16 protein-coding genes are annotated in these 23627 nt (G+C 44.0%); 9 read left to right on the plus strand and 7 right to left on the minus strand.

The window, feature by feature from the left end; all coding sequences use genetic code 11:
- Positions 1-155: 155 nt before the first annotated feature.
- The 4 genes from WN50_RS25545 to gltB form a co-directional block, all read right to left on the minus strand.
- Positions 156-1439, minus strand: a complete 1284-nt coding sequence (locus tag WN50_RS25545; protein WP_046277079.1) for an O-antigen ligase family protein — start codon at positions 1437-1439, stop codon at positions 156-158.
- Between the two features lie 25 nt (positions 1440-1464).
- Positions 1465-3267, minus strand: coding sequence for a glycoside hydrolase family 9 protein (locus tag WN50_RS25550; RefSeq protein WP_046277077.1), 1803 nt, complete (start codon positions 3265-3267; stop codon positions 1465-1467).
- Between the two features lie 129 nt (positions 3268-3396).
- On the minus strand, positions 3397-4536 hold the full coding sequence (locus WN50_RS25555; protein WP_046277076.1) for a Gfo/Idh/MocA family protein: 1140 nt from the start codon (positions 4534-4536) through the stop codon (positions 3397-3399).
- A gap of 411 nt (positions 4537-4947) precedes the next feature.
- Positions 4948-9546: a glutamate synthase large subunit gene (gene gltB, locus WN50_RS25560; protein ID WP_235441128.1), complete on the minus strand. Its 4599-nt coding sequence runs from the start codon at positions 9544-9546 to the stop codon at positions 4948-4950.
- 982 nt (positions 9547-10528) lie between these two features.
- Between gltB and WN50_RS25565 the strand changes: the two genes are divergently transcribed.
- The 9 genes from WN50_RS25565 to WN50_RS25605 all read left to right on the plus strand — a co-directional run bounded on the left by WN50_RS25565 (position 10529) and on the right by WN50_RS25605 (position 19766).
- Positions 10529-12310: a phosphodiester glycosidase family protein gene (locus tag WN50_RS25565; RefSeq protein ID WP_049561192.1), complete on the plus strand. Its 1782-nt coding sequence runs from the start codon at positions 10529-10531 to the stop codon at positions 12308-12310.
- Positions 12311-12691: 381 nt separating this feature from the next.
- Positions 12692-13111, plus strand: a complete 420-nt coding sequence (locus tag WN50_RS25570) for a phosphomannose isomerase type II C-terminal cupin domain (RefSeq protein WP_046277074.1) — start codon at positions 12692-12694, stop codon at positions 13109-13111.
- A gap of 104 nt (positions 13112-13215) precedes the next feature.
- On the plus strand, positions 13216-13545 hold the full coding sequence (locus WN50_RS25575; RefSeq protein ID WP_046277073.1) for a HesB/IscA family protein: 330 nt from the start codon (positions 13216-13218) through the stop codon (positions 13543-13545).
- 484 nt (positions 13546-14029) lie between these two features.
- Positions 14030-14404 (plus strand): 30S ribosomal protein S12, encoded by a 375-nt coding sequence (rpsL, locus tag WN50_RS25580; protein ID WP_046277072.1) that lies wholly within the window; start codon positions 14030-14032, stop codon positions 14402-14404.
- A 79-nt stretch (positions 14405-14483) separates the two neighbouring features.
- On the plus strand, positions 14484-14954 hold the full coding sequence (gene rpsG, locus WN50_RS25585; protein WP_046277071.1) for a 30S ribosomal protein S7: 471 nt from the start codon (positions 14484-14486) through the stop codon (positions 14952-14954).
- Between the two features lie 75 nt (positions 14955-15029).
- Positions 15030-17123 carry an elongation factor G gene (gene fusA, locus WN50_RS25590; protein ID WP_046277070.1) on the plus strand — a complete coding sequence of 698 codons (2094 nt, stop codon included), beginning with the start codon at positions 15030-15032 and terminating at the stop codon, positions 17121-17123.
- Between the two features lie 150 nt (positions 17124-17273).
- The gene (gene tuf, locus WN50_RS25595) at positions 17274-18503 is read left to right on the plus strand and encodes an elongation factor Tu (RefSeq protein ID WP_046277069.1); all 1230 of its coding nucleotides are present in this window, start codon (positions 17274-17276) and stop codon (positions 18501-18503) included.
- A 199-nt stretch (positions 18504-18702) separates the two neighbouring features.
- Positions 18703-19020 (plus strand): 30S ribosomal protein S10, encoded by a 318-nt coding sequence (gene rpsJ / locus WN50_RS25600; RefSeq protein ID WP_023068084.1) that lies wholly within the window; start codon positions 18703-18705, stop codon positions 19018-19020.
- Between the two features lie 89 nt (positions 19021-19109).
- Complete coding sequence (locus WN50_RS25605) at positions 19110-19766, plus strand: LON peptidase substrate-binding domain-containing protein (protein ID WP_046277068.1); 657 nt, start codon at positions 19110-19112, stop codon at positions 19764-19766.
- A gap of 51 nt (positions 19767-19817) precedes the next feature.
- On the opposite strand, the gene WN50_RS25610 is transcribed toward WN50_RS25605, so the two are convergent.
- The 3 genes from WN50_RS25610 to WN50_RS25620 all read right to left on the minus strand — a co-directional run bounded on the left by WN50_RS25610 (position 19818) and on the right by WN50_RS25620 (position 23500).
- Positions 19818-21209, minus strand: a complete 1392-nt coding sequence (locus tag WN50_RS25610; protein WP_046277067.1) for a hypothetical protein — start codon at positions 21207-21209, stop codon at positions 19818-19820.
- A gap of 139 nt (positions 21210-21348) precedes the next feature.
- Positions 21349-22194, minus strand: a complete 846-nt coding sequence (gene pheA / locus WN50_RS25615) for a prephenate dehydratase (protein WP_046277066.1) — start codon at positions 22192-22194, stop codon at positions 21349-21351.
- Between the two features lie 88 nt (positions 22195-22282).
- A complete protein-coding gene (locus WN50_RS25620) occupies positions 22283-23500 on the minus strand; it encodes an RNA-guided endonuclease InsQ/TnpB family protein (RefSeq protein WP_049561199.1) in 1218 nt (405 codons plus the stop codon).
- Positions 23501-23627: the final 127 nt, after the last annotated feature.

Genomic DNA, 23627 nt, shown 5'->3' on the forward strand with positions numbered 1-23627 from the left:
AAGCCTATAGCTATTATAGACTACTGATTTTTTTTGTCAATATTTATGTTTCATAAATCAAAAAAACTATCACTAATCAGCTCCAAAATTAAACATTTTTACGATTTTAACCTGAAAAGCATAAAAAAATATCATTTCACTGGATTTCTAGGGAATTAGCTTGATTTGATTAAATCTCCACTCGTTTTATAGGAATGAGACAGTTTACTAATTGGCATCATTGTTGAAATTGATAAAGCAGTGTATAAAACCCAGAATATACTATTTTGAGAAATAATTCCTCCCTCTGTTGTATTTGTTAGGATCAGGTAAGTTAAAAATATTAAAGGCCAAATTCTTTCCATCCCTGTACTAAATCGAGCGATAAAAATAGCTCTCAATAAGTTAATCGCAAATCCAATAGAGTAAGCAAGAACACCCAACAAGCCAATATCTAACCATAAATCGAGTATCCCATTGTGAGAATAAGGAACTGGCCATCTAGCTGCTCGAATAATATAAGCAGATCCGCCATCTAATCCCTGCCAAAATGCAGTGTAACCATATCCTAGCCAGGGACGTTTATCAATCATTTCTCTAGCCCAAGCCCAAAGATCGGTACGACCTGTCAAGGATGGATCTTTGCCAATTAATCCAAGTAATTCAGCAGCATTTTCAGTATAAACATAAAAAATAGTAGCACTCAAGGTGATAATAGCAAGAAAAGCCGGAATCAACAATAAATAGCGAAGTCGAAGGATACGATAAGCAGTGAGACTAAGAATTAAAACTGTAAAATTAATCAATGAGCTTGATGATTTTGCCATCACTAAAAGAATACAAGTGAAACCTAAACCCACTCGACACAACCATCGATCTTTTTTTTCAAAAAGAGTAGGTGACAACACAAAAATAACTCCTGCTAATGTCATCCCTCGTCCTAATAAATTTTTATGACCATATATTCCCCGCCAAGCACCCGCATGAACAGCTTGTTCTAATCCATAACGAGGTAAAGCTAGTGCAAAAATGATACTAAGAACGGCAATAATTCCATAAGCCCAAGCCAACAATTTAAGTTGCTCTTTGAGAGTATAACGACTTCCTAAATAAACTCCAAAAAATGTACTTCCAATTAGCCCAACACAACTTTTAATCGTTCGTTCAGGAAAATCTGACCAAAAATAAGAAGCCAGTGCGATCAAAATCATCACCCATATAACTGATCCTTTTACTGCGAAAATAAAAACCTTTTTCCATCGTATAAATAATAAGCTTGCAGAAATTAAATAAGTCACTAAAAACAGAAGGACATTCAGTGTAAAATCAAATGAGTTTATATCAGTTCCATCTCCTTCACTTGCTCCGCCAGACAAAATCAAAGGCAACCAGTTTGCACTATAGTGTATAATTGCTAATATAGCAAAAGTGGGTTCAAAGTGCTTGATTAATTTTTCCATATTTTTTTTATTAATTAACTTCTTATTATATAGAAACAAAATTTGATATGATCTTTAAATATGAACTTTGATAATAAATTGCAGGTTCAGTAATTTCCCAAGAGTTGACGGGATAAGAATCACTGGTGTCAACATAAGCCTTCATTGGAGGTTGAGTTTTAACTTTTTTAATTGAGCCAGTATAATCTTTATTTGCTCCTCCCGTTAAATATCCAGGTGCAGGGCCAAATTTAGAAGTTAGTGCATTTTTATAAATTCCTTTTCCTAACCATTCATGGTACATTTCATTGGCTGAATATTCTGCTCCATTATCATACATATTAGTCAAATAAACAATACCTAGTGGATTCACCCCATGAAAATAATGTAAATGATCTAATGCTCTAATTTTATAACGTTCTTGATGAGCAGGATCTAGATTAAAAAAAATCACATCATAGTTCGTATTCCCATAGTTCGCTTTCACTGAGTTACTTCCCCAATGATATTGAGAATCAGGCATATAAGCGCGATAGGGATCAAGATGGTCTTGAAAACCATAAGCATTAGAAGAATTAGTTTCAACCATCTTCTGAAATCGAGCTAAAATTTGAGTTTTTAACTCTTTATCTGCTTTAGGAAGTTGAGTGTAAAAGAGCAGCGAATCTCCCTCTTGGGGTCGATATCGAGACCAGGTATCATCGGAAAAAGGACGAGTCGAATTCAGATGTTGTTTGATGTAATCTGTATACTTTTGCTCAGAATCTAGTGCAAACAAATAAATAGCAGCAACAACACCAGTTGCTATCTGTTCCTCCTCTGTTCTATCTGCATCTCCAGACTTAATGGTTTGGGAATCACAATCCGTTTTCTTAGGATTATTTTCGTACCAGTTCCAAGCTTTAATTGCTCTTTGATTGAGGTCATTAGCATAGGATTTTAACGGGGAAAACTCTTGCAAAACGAATGCAGCATGAGCAAACATACTGGCTGTTGCAATTGTCGCAGAAGAACACTTCGGTCCATAATATCGAGGACGTCGATCTAGACTTGGTTTTTCAGCAGCATTATGATCGATATTGCCAATTTTAATAAAAACTCCGCCATCATTATCCTGCATTCTTTTCAACCAATCGAGTTCAAATTTAATCTCATCGATTAAGTCAGGAATGCCATTTTTTGATTCGGGAATATTAAAATCATCAGTCCAAATAGATGGGTTTTGACTGTAAGCAGTTAAGAGTTGATGAACAGAGCTATTTGCAAATGTAACATATTTATTCGTATCGCCTGCATCAAACCATCCACCACGCATATCCTTTTCTAAATTGGGATTTTCTTGATCATAAACATACCGAGCAGAACTGTCTTGGCCAGATCCTAAAAAAGCCGCTTCATCTTGCCATTTTGGGTCAGCAAAAGGAGGACGTTTTGCAAAGCCACTACGTTGATAGAAAAACATACGAGTTGCAGTTACTAAGACCTTGCGATAAACATTATCATCAATTTCAAACGGGAAGGAACGCTCCTTATTCTTAGGATCATAGATATAGTAATCACCCTGATTTTGGACTTCCGAAAAGTCAAACCACCAGGCTTGATCTCCCGATTGAGGGTCTGTTTTTCCCTCAGCCCAAGGTTCAACAGATCCCGAATAAACTGTTTTATCTGTTTTGACCTCTCGAACTTCATAGGTTTGTCCAGGTTCAAAAGAATCTTGCTGATTAAAACCAAGCTGAGGATTAACAATAACTGCGACTTTATGATCCTGTGGTCTATAACCAAACTGGTCAACTTTAATAGGGTTAAGCGATGTTGCTTTGAGTTGAACTCCTGAAATCTTTACCATCAGTAAAAGCAAGGTTGTAATGATGATATAGCAGCAGAATCTCAATCGTTTAACCTTAGCCACCTGTGTTTCCCCATTAAATATAATACAGTTGCAACTAATGTTGCAACATTTTGGTTAAGTCGAACTCTATTTCCTTTGACTCCAACAATTTTGTATTTCTGATTGATCAAAAGATGATGTCACTTGATAGGTACAACTTTTTTCTAAAGCATTTTGAATAGCCAGTACAACCTCATTAACGTGAAGTGAAAATTGGGCATAAAGCCGACAGGGACGCTTTTCTTCAATGGCATTTGCTAACTCTGCTACTCCTCGACAAAAATCCATCCCATGCTTAGTTTTATGCTTGATTTGACCGTTTTTGATTTTAACTAGAGGGTATTTTTTCTTCCAAGGATTCACAAACGTTTTCCGTCTAATCGTTATTCGTCGTTGAAAATTAACTGGAGATCTAAAATTCCAACAATCATCCGTTGAAAGAATTCCTCGATCCCCGATAATTTTTATAGAGTGATCAACCGGAGCAACAATACTACAGGTTAACCGAGCGACAACACCAGAGGCAAATTGAATGCAAGCCACAGAAAAATCTGGAGTATTTGGAGGGTCTAATACTACATCAGTTTGCTTATCTTTAATCAAACAAGATGAAAATGCAGTGACAGATTGAACCGGACCAAAGAATGCAACTAACCAGGTCAGACAATAGCCAGCGTGTTCTAAAGTACATCCGACCTCAAATTCATCTTTATAAGGCCAGGGGATACCCGATTCACTCTTCCAGTCGTGATACCTCATTTGATGAACCATACCGTCATCCATTTCTGCATAAACTAACCGTACTTCTCCTACAATTTTCTCTTGCAATGCTTTCCACATTGTCTGAGCCGTTTCTCCGAGAAAAGTACAGGGAGCAGAACTAATATATAAACCCTTTTCCTCAGCTAAGGCTACCAATTCCTCTGCTTCTGCAAGATCCATTGCTAAAGGCTTTTCTGAGTAAACGTGTTTTCCGGCTTCTAAGCAAGCTTTAGACACCGAGAAGTGACTTCTAGGATTGGTTAAATTTACAACTAACTCAACTTTTCTATCCTCCAGTAATTCCTCTAATGAGTTATAATACGGAACTCCATGATAGGAATAAAAATGAGATGCTCGTTCACTATTTTTATCCATCACTCCAACTAGCTTAAGTTCGGGATAGTTCGGTAGAGTTTTGAGATAAAAATCGGCAACGAAACCACAACCAATTATTGCAATTTGCATTATATATTCTGACCCAAGATTTATTGCAGAATGTACTGTATCATTTCAATCTTTCGCTCTAGTGATTGCCCTAGTGTATAATCTTGAAATACAAAGTCAGAGACAAACTTCGAGAAAACTAAAGTAATCCCTAGAACTTAAGATAGAACTACCAGCTCACTCAATGAGTATTCACTTTTGTGAAATAATACTTGCTCTGCTCTAGACTTACTACATTTAGGATCTCATCTTACCTAAACTAGCATCTACGCTGATATTTGAACACCCCGACTCTTTTGAAAAAAAGTATATTTCAAACATATCATAAAATATTGATGGGTGTCACCTTTTGAAGTCATTAACTCGAATCTCAATAGAAAAGGGTGCAACCTGAATGGTTACACCCTTTGATTCATTCACAGAAATAGTTGGCTAAGAAGCTGTCACCGCAACTTTCGACCCAGAACCCTCCGAACTCGCTTCCGGTGAATTTTCCTCAGAAGGCGGAACCACCTGCCAGAACATTGGTAAATAATTCGACCAATCAGCGAGAATTGTCTTCGCTTTCTCACTGCCTGTCCGTTCCGCGTGCTGTTCAATCAGTCCCTTCAACTGCTTCTCACCCGCAGAGGTAGAAACCCGTTGAATCTTGACAATTTCCCCATTAACTCGTTCAGGGAACTGATTATTTTCATCGAGAAAATAAGCCAAACCCCCAGTCATTCCAGCCCCAACATTGCGACCAACCGCACCCAACACAACGACAACACCACCCGTCATATATTCACAACAATGGTCGCCAGCGCCTTCTATCACCGCCTGTCCCATCGAGTTCCGCACCGCAAAGCGTTCACCTGCTTTACCCAAAGCATAAAGCGTTCCTCCCGTTGCGCCATACAAACAGGTGTTGCCAATAATCACATTTTCAGAGGCATCAAAGGTTATTGAGTCAGACGGCTTGATAATCAACTCTCCGCCGTGCATCCCCTTCCCGACATAATCATTCGCCTCACCCGTCAACACCAGAGTCATCCCCGGTAAATTAAACGCGCCGAAACTCTGACCCGCAGAACCGATAAAATTCAGCGTAACTTGTCCGACATATCCGGTATTGCCATACAACGCCGCAATCTTACCCGCAATTCGCGCCCCCACAGTCCGATCCGTATTCACCAGTCGAATAGTTTTTTCAACAACACTCTGATTGCGAATAGCCGTCGCAATATCAGTATCTTCCAGCAACACATCATCCAATACGGGGCCGTTGCTGTGAACGCCATCATGCTTCAACCAATCTCGGTTTGTGCGAGTATCCGGCAGATTCATCAGACAGTCGAGGTTAATCCCCCCAGTCTTGGTTAATTTCACCCCTTCCCGCATTTTCAGCAAGTCGGAACGGCCCATAATTTCTGTTAAAGAACGATAACCCAACCGCGCCAACAACTGCCGAACTTCCTCTGCAATCATATAGAAGAAATTCACTACATGGTCAGGCGTACCGGGGAAGCGTTTCCGCAAGTCTTCTCGCTGCGTTGTTACTCCCACCGGACAACCGTTGGTATGGCAAATCCGCGCCATAATACAACCTTCAGCAATCATCGCAATGGTACCAAAGCCAAACTCTTCAGCCCCCATGAGTGCGCCCATGACCACATCCCAGCCGGACTTCAAGCCGCCATCAACTCGTAACCGCACGCGATCGCGAAGTTTGTTCTCCATCAACACCCGATGAACCTCAGTCAACCCCAATTCCCAAGGGGTTCCGGCGTGTTTAATCGAACTCAGAGGACTCGCCCCCGTACCGCCATCGTGACCCGAAATCTGGATATAATCAGCATTAGCCTTCGCTACACCCGCCGCAATCGTCCCAATGCCAATCTCTGCGACTAACTTCACCGACACAAACGCCTGGGGGTTAATTTGGTGTAGGTCAAAAATCAGTTGAGATAAATCCTCAATCGAGTAAATATCATGGTGAGGCGGCGGAGAAATCAACGTCACACCGGGCTTCGAGCGTCGCAACATGGCGATATAAGCACTCACCTTCTTACCCGGTAACTGTCCGCCTTCTCCGGGTTTTGCCCCCTGTGCGATTTTAATCTCAATGGAGTGGGCATTCATCAAATATTCCGGCGTTACCCCAAACCGTCCAGACGCCACCTGTTTAATGGCGGAACTCGCGCTATCCCCATTTTGTAAGCCTTTCAAATAGGGACGAGTGGCGGAATTTCCCTGTTCATCGACATCCTCAAAGGCTTTAAACCGGGCTGGATCTTCCCCGCCTTCACCCGAATTCGATTTTCCGCCTAGACGGTTCATGGCGATCGCTAACGTCTCATGGGCTTCAGGTGATAACGCCCCCAAAGACATCCCTCCCGTACAGAAGCGCTTAACAATTTCGACAACAGATTCAACTTCTTCGATGGGAATTGATTCGCGATCGCTGTTCAAATCTAACAAATCTCGCAACGCCGAAATCGGTTGACCTTTCAGATACTCTTGATAGGCTTGATAATGGTCATATTTCTCAGCCGAACCATTGCCATTTTGTGAGCGAATAGCTGCGTGTAAAACCTTCGCCAATTCAGGGTTATTGCTGTGAAATTCACCTCGTTTAAAGAAGTTGACAAAGCCAAAGTTTTCTAACTTTTTCTGAGTCATTTCTGGGAAGGCTTTACTGTGGGATTGATTCACTTCTTGACTGAGTTCTTGAACCGTTAACCCGCCTATGCGAGAAGTTGTTCCTTTAAAGCCCAAATCCAGTAAATCACCCCCAATCCCAATCGCCTCAAAAATCTGCGCCCCTTGATAACTTGAAAGCAGGGAAATTCCCATTTTTGAGAGGATCTTTAACAACCCATCTTCAACCGCTTTGCGATAATTTTTCTGAGCGACACTAATACTAATCTGCGGTAACTTACCCCGCTCCATCGCCCCTTGAACCTTCGAGCTAGACCACCAAGCCCGCACAGATTCAAAAGCCAAATACGGACAAATAGCCGCAGCCCCGTAACCAATCAAACAAGCAAAATGATGGGTACTCCAACACTGTGCTGTTTCAACAATTAAAGACGCCTTCAACCGAAAACCACTAGCAATCAAATAATGATGAACCGCACCAACAGCTAACATTGGCGGAATATAAGTCAATTCCGAAGACAAATTGCGATCGCTTAAAATGATAATTTTATTGCCATTTTTGACCGCATCTACCGCCTGTTCACAGAGTTGTTGAACTGCTTGTTTTAAACCCTCTGGTCCTGCTGAAACTGGATACAAAATTGAGAGTTTAATACAATCAAACTTACTGTGAAAGATTGTTTCAAGTTCAGCTTCATTGAGTACGGGAGACTCAATTTGCAACATTCCCGCATCTTTCGGTTGCGGGTTCAGCAAATTTCCCCGTTCACCGAGTCGCATATTCAACGACATGACAATCCATTCGCGCAACGGATCAATCGGCGGATTCGTCACCTGAGCAAACCGTTGTTTGAAATAATCATAAAGCAAATGGGGTTTATCCGACAGCACCGCCAACGGGATATCATCACCCATACAAAAAGTCGGTTCTTTCCCCAAACTCGCCATATCTGCGATGACCATATCCAGGTCTTCCGAACCGTAGCCAAAAGCCGTTTGCAGACGAAGTTGGGTTTCCGCATCTAAATGAGTTTTTTCCTCAAAAGGCTGCGGTTCGAGGTTAACGCGATATTCATCCAACCACTGGCGATAAGGATGAGCCGCCGCAATGCGTTCTTTGATTTCCCAGTTTTTCAGGACTTCGTGGCTTTCCAGGTCAACCGCCAACATTTGTCCGGGTCCCAAACGACCTTTTTCAACAATGTCAGCATCAGGAATATCAACCACCCCAGCTTCCGAGGCGACAATCACCAAATTATCCTTCGTAATACAATACCGCGCCGGACGCAACCCATTGCGGTCAAGCGTCGCACCGACTTGTTTTCCATCACTAAAGACTAATAACGCCGGCCCATCCCAAGGTTCCTGCAACCCACTGTAATACTCATAGAAATCAACAATTTTTTCCCGTCCCTTCAAATCAGGCTGATTCTTATAAGCCTCCGGCACCATAATCATCAACGCCTCTATAGGAGTCCGTCCGGTTCTCACCAACAACTCCATCACATTATCAAGATTCGCCGAATCACTATTATTCGCATCCACAAACGGCTTTAAAGTCTTGAGTCGTTCTCCCCAAACCTCCGACTCCAGCTTACCTTCAGCCGCCCGCATCCAGTTAATATTGCCCAGAAGCGTGTTAATTTCGCCATTATGACCCAACAACCGCATCGGTTGAGCCAGAGGCCACTTCGGCATCGTATTGGTACTAAAGCGGCGATGATAAACCGCAAAGGCACTCTTGTAGGCGGGATTTTTCAGGTCTAGATAAAATTCACCCAAAACCGCCGAACGCACCATCCCCTTGTAAACAATCGTTCGACAGGAGAAAGAGCAAATATAAACATTTTGCCCCCAAACCAGTCCTTGCGCCTCCAGAGCCACACCAGCCCCACGTCTAGCTAAAAATAACTGTCGTTCCAGGGCATCTCCGGTTAAGCTGGGGGAAGACACTACCAACTGTTCAATTAAAGGCTGATTTTCCCGTGCAAGTGGCCCCAAAACCTCAGAATTCACCGGAACTTTCCGCCATCCTACCGCCTGCAATTCCAACGGCCCCAATGTGTCTTCAATAATTTTTCGGGCAGTAAGAGCCTGTTCATCGGGGGGGAGAAACACCATCGCTACTCCCAACTGTTCTAGGGGAATTTCTGAAGATGCTGAGAGTTCCGGGGTTTGTTGCAGCAACTCCCAGGGAATAGCGCTCATTAACCCTGCCCCATCTCCTGAGTCATAGTCAGCGCTGCATCCGCCTCGATGTTCTAAACAAGTCAGCGCAGGTAACGCTTTCGCAATAATATCATGGCTAGCAATCCCCGATGGGTTAGCTATAAATCCCACTCCACAAGCATCTCGTTCTTCGACTAACCAGCGTTGACCTGCGTAGGGCATTCCCTGAGAAGATGAAGACTGGGGAGTATTCTCTGTTCCCTGTTCCCTGATGTTTGTGTTCTCAACTGTTGTGAGTTGATTTTGTTGTTCGATGCTGTTGATGTGATCCATGTCGCCAATTTCAATTAAACTATTGTGAGAGAGAAGCCGTTTTTTGAAGTTTGTAGGATGCGTCGTCCTAAGAATTTACGAGTTATAGAATTTTACTTGATGGGAGTAACGAATCCGTGCGCGATCAACTTGGCTCTTCGATCTTAAGATAAAGTGATTGTTGCAGTTAGAATAATTTCCGCAACGCTACTGACAGTTAGACTTGTCGATGATTAACCGTTGATCCGTTTTTCAAGGAGAGCGAACCCTCAGCAATCCCCTTAAAACCGCTTCGGAATCACAAGGTTGATAGAAGGCAGTAAGTAATTGAGGAACAAGAAAAACGGGAATAATTTCCACTCCTTAGAGTCACTGAAAAGATATCTTACGAAGTGTCAATTGCAATAGCCTATAGACTTAGAGCTAGACTGGAAATTGCCGATTGAATTTCCTTGATCTCTAAATGATGCTCTATTGAGAAGACACTGCTACAAAAGCCACTCTCCATCGCTGTGACCTCATTTGATGATCTAAACCGATAGACTGGCACTGATTATGTAGCCTAGAACACGCAATCATCAAGCTGAATAACGACCTTTAGTTCAAAAAGGCTTAGTAGTCATTAGGATACACTCAAGTCGAGTGTAGCGTGCATAAACTCTAGCATCTGAGTTGATGTCTGTTGTGTCTTTAGAGGTCTACGGATCTGAAGGTAAGACTTCTTAAAAATTTAACCTTTAAGCCGAACTGACTTATCCTTATGTTCCAATCAATTTGGCTATCCATTCCGTACATAGCGATTTGTACTACTGTATCTCTGCTGTTTGGCTCTGAGAGGTCTTCTGCACAAGCTTCTCAATCACCGAACAAAATCATTCGACAGGGATCATCAGTGGAACTCAATCGCCAAAAGCTTGATTTGGCTTGGGTTCAGTGGCAAAGTACAAGTCTGATGCCGCTACAAATTGGAATTCAGGATACCGGGTTAATGACACTCATGGGTATAGACCTACTCAACACAAATGATAGCACTGAGCAACCCGTTCGGTGGTTTTCACAACCCGACTCAACACCCCTGTCTTTACCGACTCTCTATCACTCCCCAAACCGATACTTAGAGATTACAACCTTAGCTGAAAAGGAACAATGGCAGCTTTCAATTGTAGGAACAAGTCTGAAAATTACCACCCCTGCCGCCAGCATTCAAGCCCTTCAACAAACTCCCCTTTCTCCCCCTGTTAACTTACCCTTTTCTCCCCAACTCAAACCCGCTTATCGACAGTTAAAGATTGAGTTAAATCGTCCCACTATCTGGCAACATCCTCAAATTTCTCCTCCTCATTCCTCCACCACTCCACAAACTCTTTCAGACGACCCCCAGACGCCTTCTATTCCCCCGTTAACCCCCTGGACGATCCGTTTAGCTGCTCAACTAAATCAAAAGGTTCTAGCCCCATTTCCGTCTCTCTCCGAGAACCCCCTTCAAGGACTCGAACAAGTCAGCGATCAAAATCAAACTCAGCTAAAATTTAATGTTCCTGTGGGTTGGCGTCCTGTTGTTTATAGCTTGAATGATCCTGATCGTCTGATTGTCGAAATTCGACCCGATTTTTTAGTGGAACGGGATATCCTGTGGATACCGGGACTTCGTTGGCGTCAGCAATATATCGAAATTCCTCACTCTCCACAAACCGCTTCATCCGAGCCTTCTCGTTTTCCCGTCTTCTGGCTTGAACTCGATCTCAGTCAACCTCAACTGTCTTTAGAACCGATCCTCAGTCGAACTCAATCACGGGTGGGGTTAGCTCCATTATTAACTACTGCTGGGCGATCGCAAGCCATTGCTGCGATTAATGGAGGATTTTTTAACCGTAATAATCTTCTTCCCCTGGGAGCAATTCGACTCCAAGGACGATGGCTGTCGAGTCCCATCCTCAACCGAGGGGCGATGGGTTGGACAGATCAAGGTGAAATTTACATCGATCGCCTAACTCGTTCAGAAACCCTAATCACTGGGACGGGAGAACGTCTTCCCATTTTGCATCTCAATAGTGGGTATGTGGAAGCGGGTCTTTCTCGTTATACCTCAGATTGGGGGTTGAGTTATGTTCCCGTGATGGATCGCGAATGGGCGATTATTACTCGCAATTCTCGCATTACTCAGCATATTCTACGGGAAAGACCGATTAAAAATCCGGTTTCCATTCCGACCGATGGCGATTTGTTGGTCATCCGTAATCATACCGCCAGAGTCGCTCAACTGCCTGTGGAAACTGAAGTCAAAATCGAGAGTCAAACCTCACCTGAAACTTGGGATGCTTACCCGCAAATTTTAGCCGCAGGGCCGTTATTATTGCAGTCAGGTGAAATCGTATTGGATGCCCTTTCCGAACGCTTTAGCGAGGCTTTTAGCAACCAACAGGCGATTCGGAGTGCAGTGGCGAGAACCCCAGAAAACAAACTTCTGTTCGTTGCCGTTCACAATCGTCCTCTGGGTTCGGGGCCAAGTTTAACAGAACTCGCTGAAATTCTCCAACAACTCGGGGCTGTTGAGGCTTTAAATTTGGATGGGGGAAGTTCAACCAGTTTGTACTTAGGCGGGCAGTTAATTGATCGTCCTCCGCAAACGGCCGCCCCCATACATAACGCATTGGGTGTATTTTGGCAACCCTAAGTTATAGGGGTAATATCAGCTTTAATCTTCTATACATTCATCGATACTTAAGTAAAGATTGCGTAAAGATTACTAAAAATCCGTAGAATCAGGGATGACAACCTACCAGATCTATTTGCTATGTTGGTTTATAGCGTCTAAGAGGCGGCAGGTTCTAAAACGAGTTCGGGCCTGAGTGTTTCTTAAGAGCAACTTGTAGGCTTCAGCCAGTTGAGTTGAGCCAAAAGCTTCATGCAGTGATCGCTGAGGTTTACTCAAATCCCCTCTGGATGTTGTGGATTCTCCATCAAAACTTAAATTAAACTTTAGTGCTGAAAGCCTGGGTGCATTGACTCAAATTTTTCTTTCAAATCATTGATCTATTAAGGACAGATTATTATCATGGTAGCCATTCAAGCAAAGCCCTCAACTGCCGCCCTATCTAAAGCGAATTCTCATGGTGTTGCCGCCACTGAATTACGTCCCTGGGGATCTTTTACCACTTTAGAAGAAGGCTCGGGTTATAAGATTAAGCGTATTGAAGTTAATCCCGGACATCGCCTCAGTTTACAAATGCACCACCATCGCAGTGAACACTGGATCGTTGTTTCAGGAACAGCCAAAGTGACTTGTGGAGATCACGAAGAGGTGCTTTTTGCCAATCAATCAACTTATGTTCCCCAATGTACCTCTCACCGCTTGGAAAATCCCGGCGTGATTCCTCTGGTGTTGATCGAAGTTCAAAATGGGGAATATTTAGGGGAAGATGATATCGTTCGTTTTCAAGACGATTATTCTCGCGCTCCAGCTAAGGCAAAATAGGATAATATCTATATTGGATAACTAGGGATGAGACAGTAGGCTTTAAGGGTTTATCCCTGGCCTTTTCAGTCCCTAGTTTTCAATTAGTCATTTGAAGTTTGAGTATGATACAGGTCACTCCGTCGGCTACTCGTGAGGTATTGCGTCTGAAGTCAAAGCAAAAAGATCCCAGTGTTCTGTTTCGCTTGGGAGTTGAGTCTGGGGGATGTTGTGGTTTGTTTTATCGGATGAGGTTTGAGCCAACCCTACAGCCAGATGATATTGTTTACAACTGCGGTGCAATTCAAGTTGTGATTGATGCTCAAAGTTTGAGCCACGTTGAAGGTTTGATCTTGGACTACTCAGAAGATTTGATGGGAGGAGGATTTCGCTTCAACAATCCCAATGCCGCTAAAACCTGTGGTTGTAGTCATTCCTTTGTCCCTAGAGCTTGACAGACTTGAAGGATTTTTTAGACTTTTTCGAGAAATACCCTTGACAAATTATAGTTTTATTACTTATAGTAACAATTTGGGTATCAAGATTCTTAAAGAATCGGTAGAGTATCCCGTCCCCTACTATGCGGGAAGGGGGCTTCTCCACCCTGAAAGTATCCCCGATTCAGGCGCTAATGTTTTGCAGACAGTCACAGCTTGAGCTTTAGGCAGAAAGTTGTCGGCTTGTCAGCAAAGCGATCAAAGCGAGGGATTGGATAAACGGTCAGTTAATCCTGTAACGATGATGAGTCCTGGCGAGTCAGTCTAGGTTAATAGACTAACTCTTCAAAAATCTTTAGAGATGAAGCCGAAAAGCATACTAGACAGAGATTTTGTTAACGAGGGGATTCATCTGCTACAGGGTAGATGTTAAAACATCGGAAGTGGATTGATAATCTTCCGAAACTAGAAATTGCCGATTTGAGGAAATATGTTATAACTCATGCCCACTATACAGCAACTTATTCGATCTGCACGAGAACAAGCCGAGAAAAAGACAAAATCTCCAGCTCTTAAGAGTTGTCCGCAACGCCGAGGCGTTTGTACGAGAGTCTATACAACCACACCGAAAAAGCCCAATTCGGCACTTCGCAAAGTCGCAAGGGTACGTTTGACATCAGGCTTTGAAGTGACTGCTTACATTCCAGGGATTGGCCATAATCTACAGGAACATTCGGTTGTGATGATTCGCGGAGGTCGGGTTAAAGACTTACCGGGAGTCCGATACCACATTATTCGAGGCACCTTGGATACTGCCGGAGTTAAAGATCGCCGCCAAGGACGGTCGAAGTATGGGGCTAAACGTCCGAAGTCGTAGAGTAGAAAGTCAGCTTGTCAGATGACTGAATCTTTGATGAAATGACCAATAACCAAAACAATTAGGGTAAAAGTTAGATATGTCTCGTCGTAGAGTCGTTCAAAAACGTCCGGTTCCCCCGGACTCGGTGTATAATAGCCGTCTGCTCAGTATGATAGTCCGTCGCATTATGAGGCACGGGAAAAAATCCCTAGCTTACCGAGTGATTTATGATGCGATGAAAATTATTGAAGAGCGAACCGGGTCTGAGCCGTTAGAACTGTTTGAAAAGGCAGTGCGAAACGTTACCCCCTTAGTGGAAGTCAAAGCTAGACGAGTTGGTGGTGCAACCTACCAAGTTCCGATGGAAGTTCGCTCAGAACGGGGAACAACTTTGGCATTACGTTGGTTGATCCAATATTCCAGACAACGTTCCGGTCGGACAATGGCGATGAAACTTGCCAATGAACTAATGGATGCAGCCAACGAGACCGGAAGTGCTGTTCGCAAACGCGAAGAAACCCACCGTATGGCAGAAGCGAACAAAGCCTTTGCCCATTATCGGTACTAAAATTAATGGGGTGGGGATAGCAGTGATTTCCGCAAACAGATAGAATCTTAATGAAGGCTTAAAAAGGAGGTAGCTGTGGCACGTACTATCCCGCTTGAGAGAGTACGTAATATTGGTATTGCAGCCCACATCGATGCGGGCAAGACTACCACGACCGAGCGTATTTTGTTTTATTCGGGTGTGGTTCACAAAATGGGTGAAGTCCACGAGGGTACTGCGGTAACTGACTGGATGGCTCAAGAGCGGGAGCGTGGTATCACAATCACGGCTGCTGCAATCACAACCAGTTGGAGAGATCATAAGATCAACATCATTGACACTCCCGGTCACGTTGATTTCACCATTGAAGTCGAACGTTCCATGCGGGTGTTAGATGGGGTGATTGCCGTCTTCTGCTCTGTCGGTGGTGTTCAGCCTCAATCCGAGACCGTTTGGCGACAAGCAGAACGCTACAAAGTTCCTCGGATTGCATTCATCAATAAGATGGATCGCACAGGTGCTAACTTTTTCAAGGTTTACGAGCAAATTCGTGATCGCTTGAGGGCGAATGCCGTTCCGATCCAAGTTCCGATTGGTAGTGAAAGTGATTTCCGAGGACTGGTAGACTTGGTGGCGATGAAAACCTATATCTATACCAATGATTTAGGGACAGACATCCAAGAAACTGATGAGATCCCGGATGAAGTGAAGGATTTAGTCACCGAGTACCGGGAAAAAATGCTGGAATCTTTGGCTGAAGCCGATGAAGGCATTATGGAGAAGTACCTCGAATCCTTAGAAGGGGGCGATCTGCCCACTGAAGAGGAAATTCGCCTGGCGATCCGTAAAGCAACGATTGCCGGAACAATTGTCCCGATATTGTGTGGTTCTGCCTTTAAGAACAGAGGCGTGCAACGGTTGTTAGATGGTGTGGTCGATTACCTCCCCGCTCCGACCGAAGTTCCGGCGATTAAAGGTACACTTCCAAGTGGAGAAGAACAAGAACGTCCCGCCGATGACGAAGCTCCTTTGTCTGCACTGGCATTCAAGATCATGGCAGATCCTTATGGTCGTTTGACCTTTGTGCGGGTCTACTCTGGAGTTCTTCAGAAGGGAAGCTATGTTTTCAACTCAACTAAAAACAAGAAAGAGCGAATCTCTCGCTTGATTGTGTTGAAAGCAGATGATCGAATTGAAGTCGATGAACTGCGATCAGGAGACTTAGGAGCCGCTTTGGGTCTCAAAGATACCTTAACCGGAGATACGCTGTGTGATGATAGCTCTCCGATCATTTTGGAATCTTTGTATGTCCCTGAGCCGGTCATTTCGGTAGCGGTCGAACCCAAAACCAAACAAGACATGGAGAAACTCTCCAAGGCTCTACAATCTCTATCAGAGGAAGACCCAACCTTCCGAGTTTCTGTTGATCCAGAGACGAACCAAACCGTAATTGCCGGAATGGGTGAACTCCACTTGGAGATTCTCGTAGACCGGATGTTGCGGGAGTTTAAGGTCGAAGCGAATGTGGGCGCACCCCAGGTTGCCTATCGGGAAACCATTCGCAAGTCTGTTAAGTCTGAGGGTAAATTTGTCCGTCAGAGTGGGGGTAAAGGTCAATACGGCCATGTTGTGATTGAACTCACACCCGGTGAACCTGGAAGCGGATTTGAATTCGTCTCCAAAATTGTGGGCGGTACTGTACCGAAAGAGTATATTAACCCAGCCGCAGAGGGGATGAAAGAAGCCTGTGAATCCGGTGTGATCGCGGGATACCCCTTGATTGATGTCAAAGCTACCCTCATAGACGGCTCCTATCACGATGTAGACTCTTCTGAAATGGCCTTTAAGATCGCCGGATCAATGGCGATCAAGCAAGGTGTAAAGAATGCCTCACCTGTGCTACTTGAGCCGATGATGAAGGTAGAAGTGGAAGTGCCAGACGATTTCATCGGTAACGTTATTGGCGACCTCAACTCCCGTCGAGGCCAGATAGAAGCTCAGGAAACCGATCAATCCCAAGGTCTTGCGAAGGTAACGGCGAAAGTTCCCCTCGCAACAATGTTTGGTTATGCGACTGATATTCGGTCTAATACTCAAGGACGGGGCATTTTCTCAATGGAATTTAGCCATTATGAAGAAGTTCCTCGCAGTGTGGCTGAAACCATCATTGCCAAGAGTAAAGGCGAATAACTGTTGAAAGGGGGCAGTAAGTGCAAGTGAGAAGATAAAATACAGATCGGTTCATCTTGTCTTCTGCTCCCCCAAACTCCATCTCAAGTGATCAGGCTTGAGCCTCAATCATTCAACATCTAACATCTCGAATCAAAGATCAAGTAGGATATGGCACGCGCAAAATTTGAACGGACTAAACCCCACGTTAACATTGGTACAATCGGTCACGTTGACCATGGCAAAACGACTCTGACTGCTGCGATTACCATGACATTGGCAGCAGCAGGCGGAGCCAAAGCCCGTAAATATGAAGATATTGATGCGGCTCCTGAAGAAAAAGCTCGGGGAATTACGATTAACACCGCTCACGTTGAGTATGAAACCGAAAATCGTCACTATGCTCACGTGGATTGCCCCGGACACGCAGACTATGTAAAAAACATGATCACCGGAGCCGCTCAAATGGATGGAGCGATTCTGGTTGTGTCTGCGGCTGATGGCCCCATGCCCCAAACTCGGGAACATATTCTGCTGGCTCGTCAGGTAGGTGTTCCGAGCTTGGTGGTTTTCCTCAACAAGAAAGACATGGTTGATGACGAAGAATTGCTCGAACTGGTTGAACTAGAAGTTCGGGAATTGCTCAGTTCCTATGATTTTCCAGGGGACGATATCCCGATTACTTCTGGTTCAGCTCTACGGGCTGTAGAAGCCTTGACTAGCAATCCCAAAATTAAGAAGGGAGAAGATGAGTGGGTAGATCATATCTACGCGCTGATGGATAGCGTAGATGAATATATTCCCACGCCCGAACGTGCCGTTGATAAGCCTTTCCTGATGGCTGTAGAAGATGTGTTCTCGATCACAGGTCGGGGGACTGTTGCTACAGGCCGGATTGAGCGGGGTAAGGTAAAAGTTCAAGAAACGGTTGCATTAGTTGGAATCAAAGATACTCGCAGCACAGTCGTAACGGGTGTGGAAATGTTCCAGAAAATCCTAGACGAAGGAATGGCTGGAGACAACGTAGGACTATTGTTGCGGGGTCTGCAAAAAGAGGACATTCAGCGCGGTATGGTGCTAGCTAAACCTGGTAGTATTACCCCTCACACTGACTTTGAGGCTGAGGTGTATGTTCTCAGGAAAGAAGAAGGCGGTCGCCATACTCCCTTCTTTGCTAACTATCGCCCTCAGTTCTACGTGCGGACAACCGATGTAACGGGTACAATCAAAGGCTACACGGCTGATGATGGTACTAAGATCGAAATGGTCATGCCCGGAGACCGGATTAAAATGACCGTTGAGCTGATTACTCCCATTGCGATTGAGCAGGGAATGCGTTTTGCAATTCGTGAAGGTGGTCGGACGATTGGTGCCGGAGTTGTGTCTAAAATTGTGAAGTAGGCGCTGACTCCAAACACTGATCACTTTGAACAGCTCGTCTTTGACCCGAGAGTGAATTGGCTCATTGGGAACTTAGACGGGCTGTTTATCCCCATGCACCTCGCTCAATTGTGGGCTTCTGAAATCGGACTCACAGCACAAATCGCCTGAACATGAGTCCCTGAAAACTTAAAACTGAACCTGGAAAACTCAAAATCAAATGGCTACTATTCAACAGCAAAAAATTCGTATCCGTCTCAAAGCATTTGACCGCCGTTTGCTGGATACCTCTTGTGAAAAAATTGTCGATACGGCAAATCGCACGGGTGCAACCGCCATCGGCCCGATTCCCTTACCCACAAAACGACGCATTTATTGTGTTCTTCGTTCTCCTCACGTCGATAAAGATTCACGAGAACACTTTGAGACTCGAACTCATCGCCGCATCATTGATATCTATCAGCCTTCCTCTAAAACTATTGATGCTTTGATGAAACTGGATTTACCCGCAGGCGTAGATATTGAGGTGAAGCTTTAGGCTAAACCCGCAAAATAGAGACTTCACTGAGAAACAGGGGTAAGAAATCCGCTAAAGTAAAAGAAAGAAGCGCACACCTTAAACGGACAATGGCATCATCTTCCTCAATTGCAGTTCGAGAACTACCCCTGTTTCCACTTCCAGAAGTGGTTCTATTTCCAGCAATCCCTCTGCCGTTGCATATTTTTGAGTTTCGTTATCGGATTATGATGAACACTATCCTTGAAAGCGATCGCCGCTTTGGGGTTGTGATGTTCGATCCGATTCAAGGAAAAGTCGCTTCCGTGGGTTGCTGTGCAGAAATCATTCAGCATCAGCGTTTACCAGATGATCGTCTGAAAATGATCACCCTGGGTCAGCAACGGTTCCGCGTCTTAGAAGCTGTTCGAGAAAAACCTTACCTGGTTGGGTTGGTTGAATGGATAGAAGATGTCGCCCCTCAACAAGATCTCAGACCTTTAGCAACAGAAGTTGAAGGTTTGCTGCGAGATGTGGTTCGTCTCTCCAGTAAGTTAATGGATCAAAGCATCAAACTTCCAGAGGATATTCCCAGTTTACCGACGGAGTTATCCTACTGGGTGGCGAGTAACCTCTATGGTGTACCCGCAGAACAGCAAGCCCTTCTAGAAATGCAAGATACTGCTACTCGCTTGGAACGGGAAGCGGAAATCTTGAGTTCTACTCGAAGTCACTTAGCGGCTAAAACGGTTCTCAAAGATACTTTTAACCCTGTTGATCCAAACTAGCTGAATTCAATCTCAGGATCAACAAATCATCCCCATTTGATCGAAAATCCTTTAATTTGGTTTTTCAAAATTCCATATCTTGTACCAATTTTGGACTGCTAGCCACCCCCCGGAGAGCAGTCCTGCTAGACTCAGGGTTAAACCGCTATAGGGTATTAATAATCCGAAAATCGGTAAAGCCACGCCTGCGATCGTGCAAATTATAGCGGCTAGAGATGCTTGACGATTGCTTCCTAACCCCCAAACTAGACCCAATAAAATCGGACAAATCAAAGTAAATGCGAGTCTAGCATCAATCAAGCGACTGGTATATGTCAGAGTTAGTATACAAGCAAAGAAAATTCCGGCGACAATTGCAACATCTCTTAAACTCAGGGGTAATGAGAGATTGAGTAACAAAATCCACCACAAAAATATTGCAGGAGCTAACAATAGCAAACGCGGTAAAACGCCTGTATTCGTAACCCGATCAGTCGCCGTAAAGACTCCAAAGGGATTGCGTACAGAGACATTTCCTTCAAAAATCCAACTCAGTTCTCGCTCTCGAACTCCCTCTTGCGTCACAGTCGGGAGAGCGCCTGCAAAATCAGCATTAGGAAAGTTGGCGAAAGCCGTCAGACGAAAATTAGAAAGCAGTTGTCCCATGGGTTCATAAACCCAACGCGGCGCACCTTGGGCTTGATATGTCACCCGAAAACTCGTGCTTTCTCCTGGCGCTAAACGAAAGGGAAATCCATAGTCGCCTGGGTTAACGGATACCAACGCTTGACCCTCTCGTTCAACTTGAAAGTCTTGAAGAAGTTTATACCCAAAAGGCGGACGAATTTCAAAGAAAAACTGCTGAATATCACTCAGTCGGTTTACCACTTGATAATCGGCTTCAAAGCTAACATTATATAACCATTGACGAGTTGCTGGATCAGTTGCTTGATCAATTCTCACTTTAATTTGTGAAGCGGCGATCGCCAGAAACCGATCCACCATGCGTGTCGCTTCTTCCTCGATTTGTTGATTATCAACCCAGCGATAGTTTGTATAAGTTTCTTCCACCTGATAACGCACTTGAGGTGCTGCTTGTTCAAGCCGTTCACCTGCAACAGTGGTTGCAACTTGAGCAACTTTTTGTTGTTCCCAGTGATGATATCGGTTAGCCAGAGTCGAACACAGAAAAAACCCCCCCACCAGAATGAGTAAAATTAAACCAATGTGAGGTAACTTTTGAATCACTAAAACATAGCGTTCTAACCATTCTTTAAGAACTGTGGCAGTCGGCTCACCTTGACGAGAATTCGACCAAGTAATCAGAGCCATTACTACGCCAAACGCAAAAATTAACAATCCCAATTGAAAAGAGAATTGAACAATTTGAGAGCCAAAATTAATCAGCTTATCAGGATGAGTCAAATCCGGTAAATTCGGAATGCCTTGAGACGAAGGATACATGAGAAAATCCTACGATAAAAAACGTATAACTATACTTACATTCATCTTGTAAGTCTCTACTCCGGTCTGAATACAAAGAATTACACTCTTGTTTCCTTGTATTCCTGATGATTAATAAAATCCTCCTGCTCAACTCCACTTAACGATCAATGATCGAATAACTACCGAAAATTTTGAGTTGTTTTGTATAAGCGGCTAATTCAGTTAAAGCGGATTTAACCGATTCTTCACAAGCATTCGCTTCGAGATCGATAAAAAATAAATAATCTCCGAGCAAGCGCTTTGTCGGACGAGATTCAATCCGACTCATATTAATCCCTCGCTCTGCAAACAGCTGTAACGGTTTAACCAATACACCTGGCTTATTTTCCGGTACACTGAACGCTAAAGAAGTATAATTCCCTCCCGGCGAGGGTTGCAAACTTACCACCCAAAAGCGAGTACAGTTATCGGGATAATCATTAATCGGATGAGCAATAATGGGCAACTGGTATAAACTCGCAGCACGTTCTGATGCAATGGCGCAGGCGGTTCTCTCTGTATCCAAATGTTGTAGGGCTTCTGTTGTGGAATTCGTGGCAATTTGCCGCACTTGTGGAAGATTTTGATTTAACCACTCCTGACACTGGGCTAGGGCTTGAGGATGGGAATAAACAACTTGAATGTCTTCTTGACGACTCGCCAGGGAAATTAAAGCATGGGAAATCGGCAACACTAAAGCTTGCTGAATTTTCAGGGTATCAATTTGCCAGAGTGTATCTAAAGTCATGCTGACACTGCCCTCAATGGAGTTTTCCACAGGGACTACGCCTAAATGGACTTCTCCCTTCGCCACAGCCCAGAGCGTTTGAGCAATACTGGGATAGGGACAAAGAGATGATTTTAGGCTTTCGGGTGTTGTTTTTACTAAATATTCAGCGTAGGCTGTAGCGGCGGCTTCTGCATAGGTTCCCGCAGGGCCTAAATGAGCGATGGAAAGTTTCATTTTAATTAATTTGAACAGAGGAAAAGCTGACAACGGTTGACATCCTCCACCTCCAAATCACGCAGATTATGGAGGTGGATTCCCATCATCACTGATGGGGTTTCCTGGCTCTACGAGCAACCTTGCTTTTCGGGATTTCTCCCTCTAAGTAGTGGGTCATCTCATCCCCAGGCGTTACTTTCCGAGTGCCCCTCGGTAGTTGTGCTAACCCTTGCAATGCTTTCATCAAAATATTAATGGCGGCGTTCGTATCCCGGTCATCTAAATAACCGCAATGTGGGCATTTATGTGTGCGCGTGGACAAGGATTTCTTAACTTCGGAACCACAGTTAGAGCAATTTTGAGATGTGTAATGAGGTGCAACAGCAATCACTGGCACGTTAAACACTTTCCCGAAATATTCCAACCACTGCCTAAACAACGTCCAACTAGCATCAGATATTGATTTAGCTAAATTGTGGTTCTTAACCATATTCCGCACTTTTAGGTCTTCAATGGCTACCAAATCTGCCGACAGGATAAGCGCCCTTGCGGTCTTTACCGCAAAGTCTTTACGCCGCCTTGATACCAAGAGATGTGTTCTACCCAACTTTTTAATGGCTTTGAGGCGATTTTTTGACCCTTTAGTTCGACGAGAAACACGTTTTTGTGCGCGTTTTAAAGCCTTCTCTGCCTTCCTTAAGAACCGAGGGTTTTCTACTTTGTTGCCATCGGAGTCAGTGTAGAAATGGTTTAAACCGACATCTATTCCTACCATCCGATTTGTGGGTTTATGTTGTTCATTTCGCTCTTGATCGATGGAAAACTGAGCATAATATCCATCGGCTCGACGCACAACACTCACTCGCTTAATCTGCTTTTTTTGATAAAAATGCAAATCGCGAGTTCCCCACATTCTAAAAGTTCCAGCTTTGAAACCATCCCTGAACGTAATGGTTAATCGGTCATCCGATAACACCCATCCATCAACTTTGTACTCGACTGAGCCGTGAGTTTGATGTTTTTTAAACTTGGGGAAACCTTTCTTACCCGGAACTTTTTTCTTGCAATTATCAAAGAACCTGGCAATAGCACTCCATGTCCTTTCAGCACTGGCTTGACAGGCTTGCGCTGAAAGTTTTTTGCACCATTCAAATTGTTCTCTGAGTACCTTGCAGTATTTATTCAGGTCATACCTGTTGACCCCTTTGTTATCCATCCAGTGCCTCAGGCAACTATTACGCACAAAAAGAGCAGTTCTAATCATCTCATCCAAGATGACGTACTGCTCGTCTGTCCCTCGTAATTTAGCCTCGAATACTAACACATGGTGGTTTTAATTCTATGTCATTAAGTTTAACAATTGATACGGAGATTGTAAAAAGCGGACAGGTCGAATGCCTCGCTTTTTACCTGGGGTGTCCATGTACCTACCCCCAAATCAAAGATTATGG

Source organism: Limnoraphis robusta CS-951, from assembly GCF_000972705.2.

Bases quoted from the DNA above. Each gene is read 5' to 3' on its own strand.
- WN50_RS25545 (WP_046277079.1), bottom strand. From the start codon at position 1,439: ATGGAAAAATTAATCAAGCACTTTGAACCCACTTTTGCTATATTAGCA.
- WN50_RS25550 (WP_046277077.1), bottom strand. From the start codon at position 3,267: ATGGTAAAGATTTCAGGAGTTCAACTCAAAGCAACATCGCTTAACCCT.
- WN50_RS25555 (WP_046277076.1), bottom strand. From the start codon at position 4,536: ATGCAAATTGCAATAATTGGTTGTGGTTTCGTTGCCGATTTTTATCTC.
- gltB (WP_235441128.1), bottom strand. From the start codon at position 9,546: ATGCCCTACGCAGGTCAACGCTGGTTAGTCGAAGAACGAGATGCTTGT.
- WN50_RS25570 (WP_046277074.1), top strand. From the start codon at position 12,692: ATGGTAGCCATTCAAGCAAAGCCCTCAACTGCCGCCCTATCTAAAGCG.
- WN50_RS25575 (WP_046277073.1), top strand. From the start codon at position 13,216: ATGATACAGGTCACTCCGTCGGCTACTCGTGAGGTATTGCGTCTGAAG.
- rpsL (WP_046277072.1), top strand. From the start codon at position 14,030: ATGCCCACTATACAGCAACTTATTCGATCTGCACGAGAACAAGCCGAG.
- rpsG (WP_046277071.1), top strand. From the start codon at position 14,484: ATGTCTCGTCGTAGAGTCGTTCAAAAACGTCCGGTTCCCCCGGACTCG.
- tuf (WP_046277069.1), top strand. From the start codon at position 17,274: ATGGCACGCGCAAAATTTGAACGGACTAAACCCCACGTTAACATTGGT.
- rpsJ (WP_023068084.1), top strand. From the start codon at position 18,703: ATGGCTACTATTCAACAGCAAAAAATTCGTATCCGTCTCAAAGCATTT.
- WN50_RS25605 (WP_046277068.1), top strand. From the start codon at position 19,110: ATGGCATCATCTTCCTCAATTGCAGTTCGAGAACTACCCCTGTTTCCA.
- WN50_RS25610 (WP_046277067.1), bottom strand. From the start codon at position 21,209: ATGTATCCTTCGTCTCAAGGCATTCCGAATTTACCGGATTTGACTCAT.
- pheA (WP_046277066.1), bottom strand. From the start codon at position 22,194: ATGAAACTTTCCATCGCTCATTTAGGCCCTGCGGGAACCTATGCAGAA.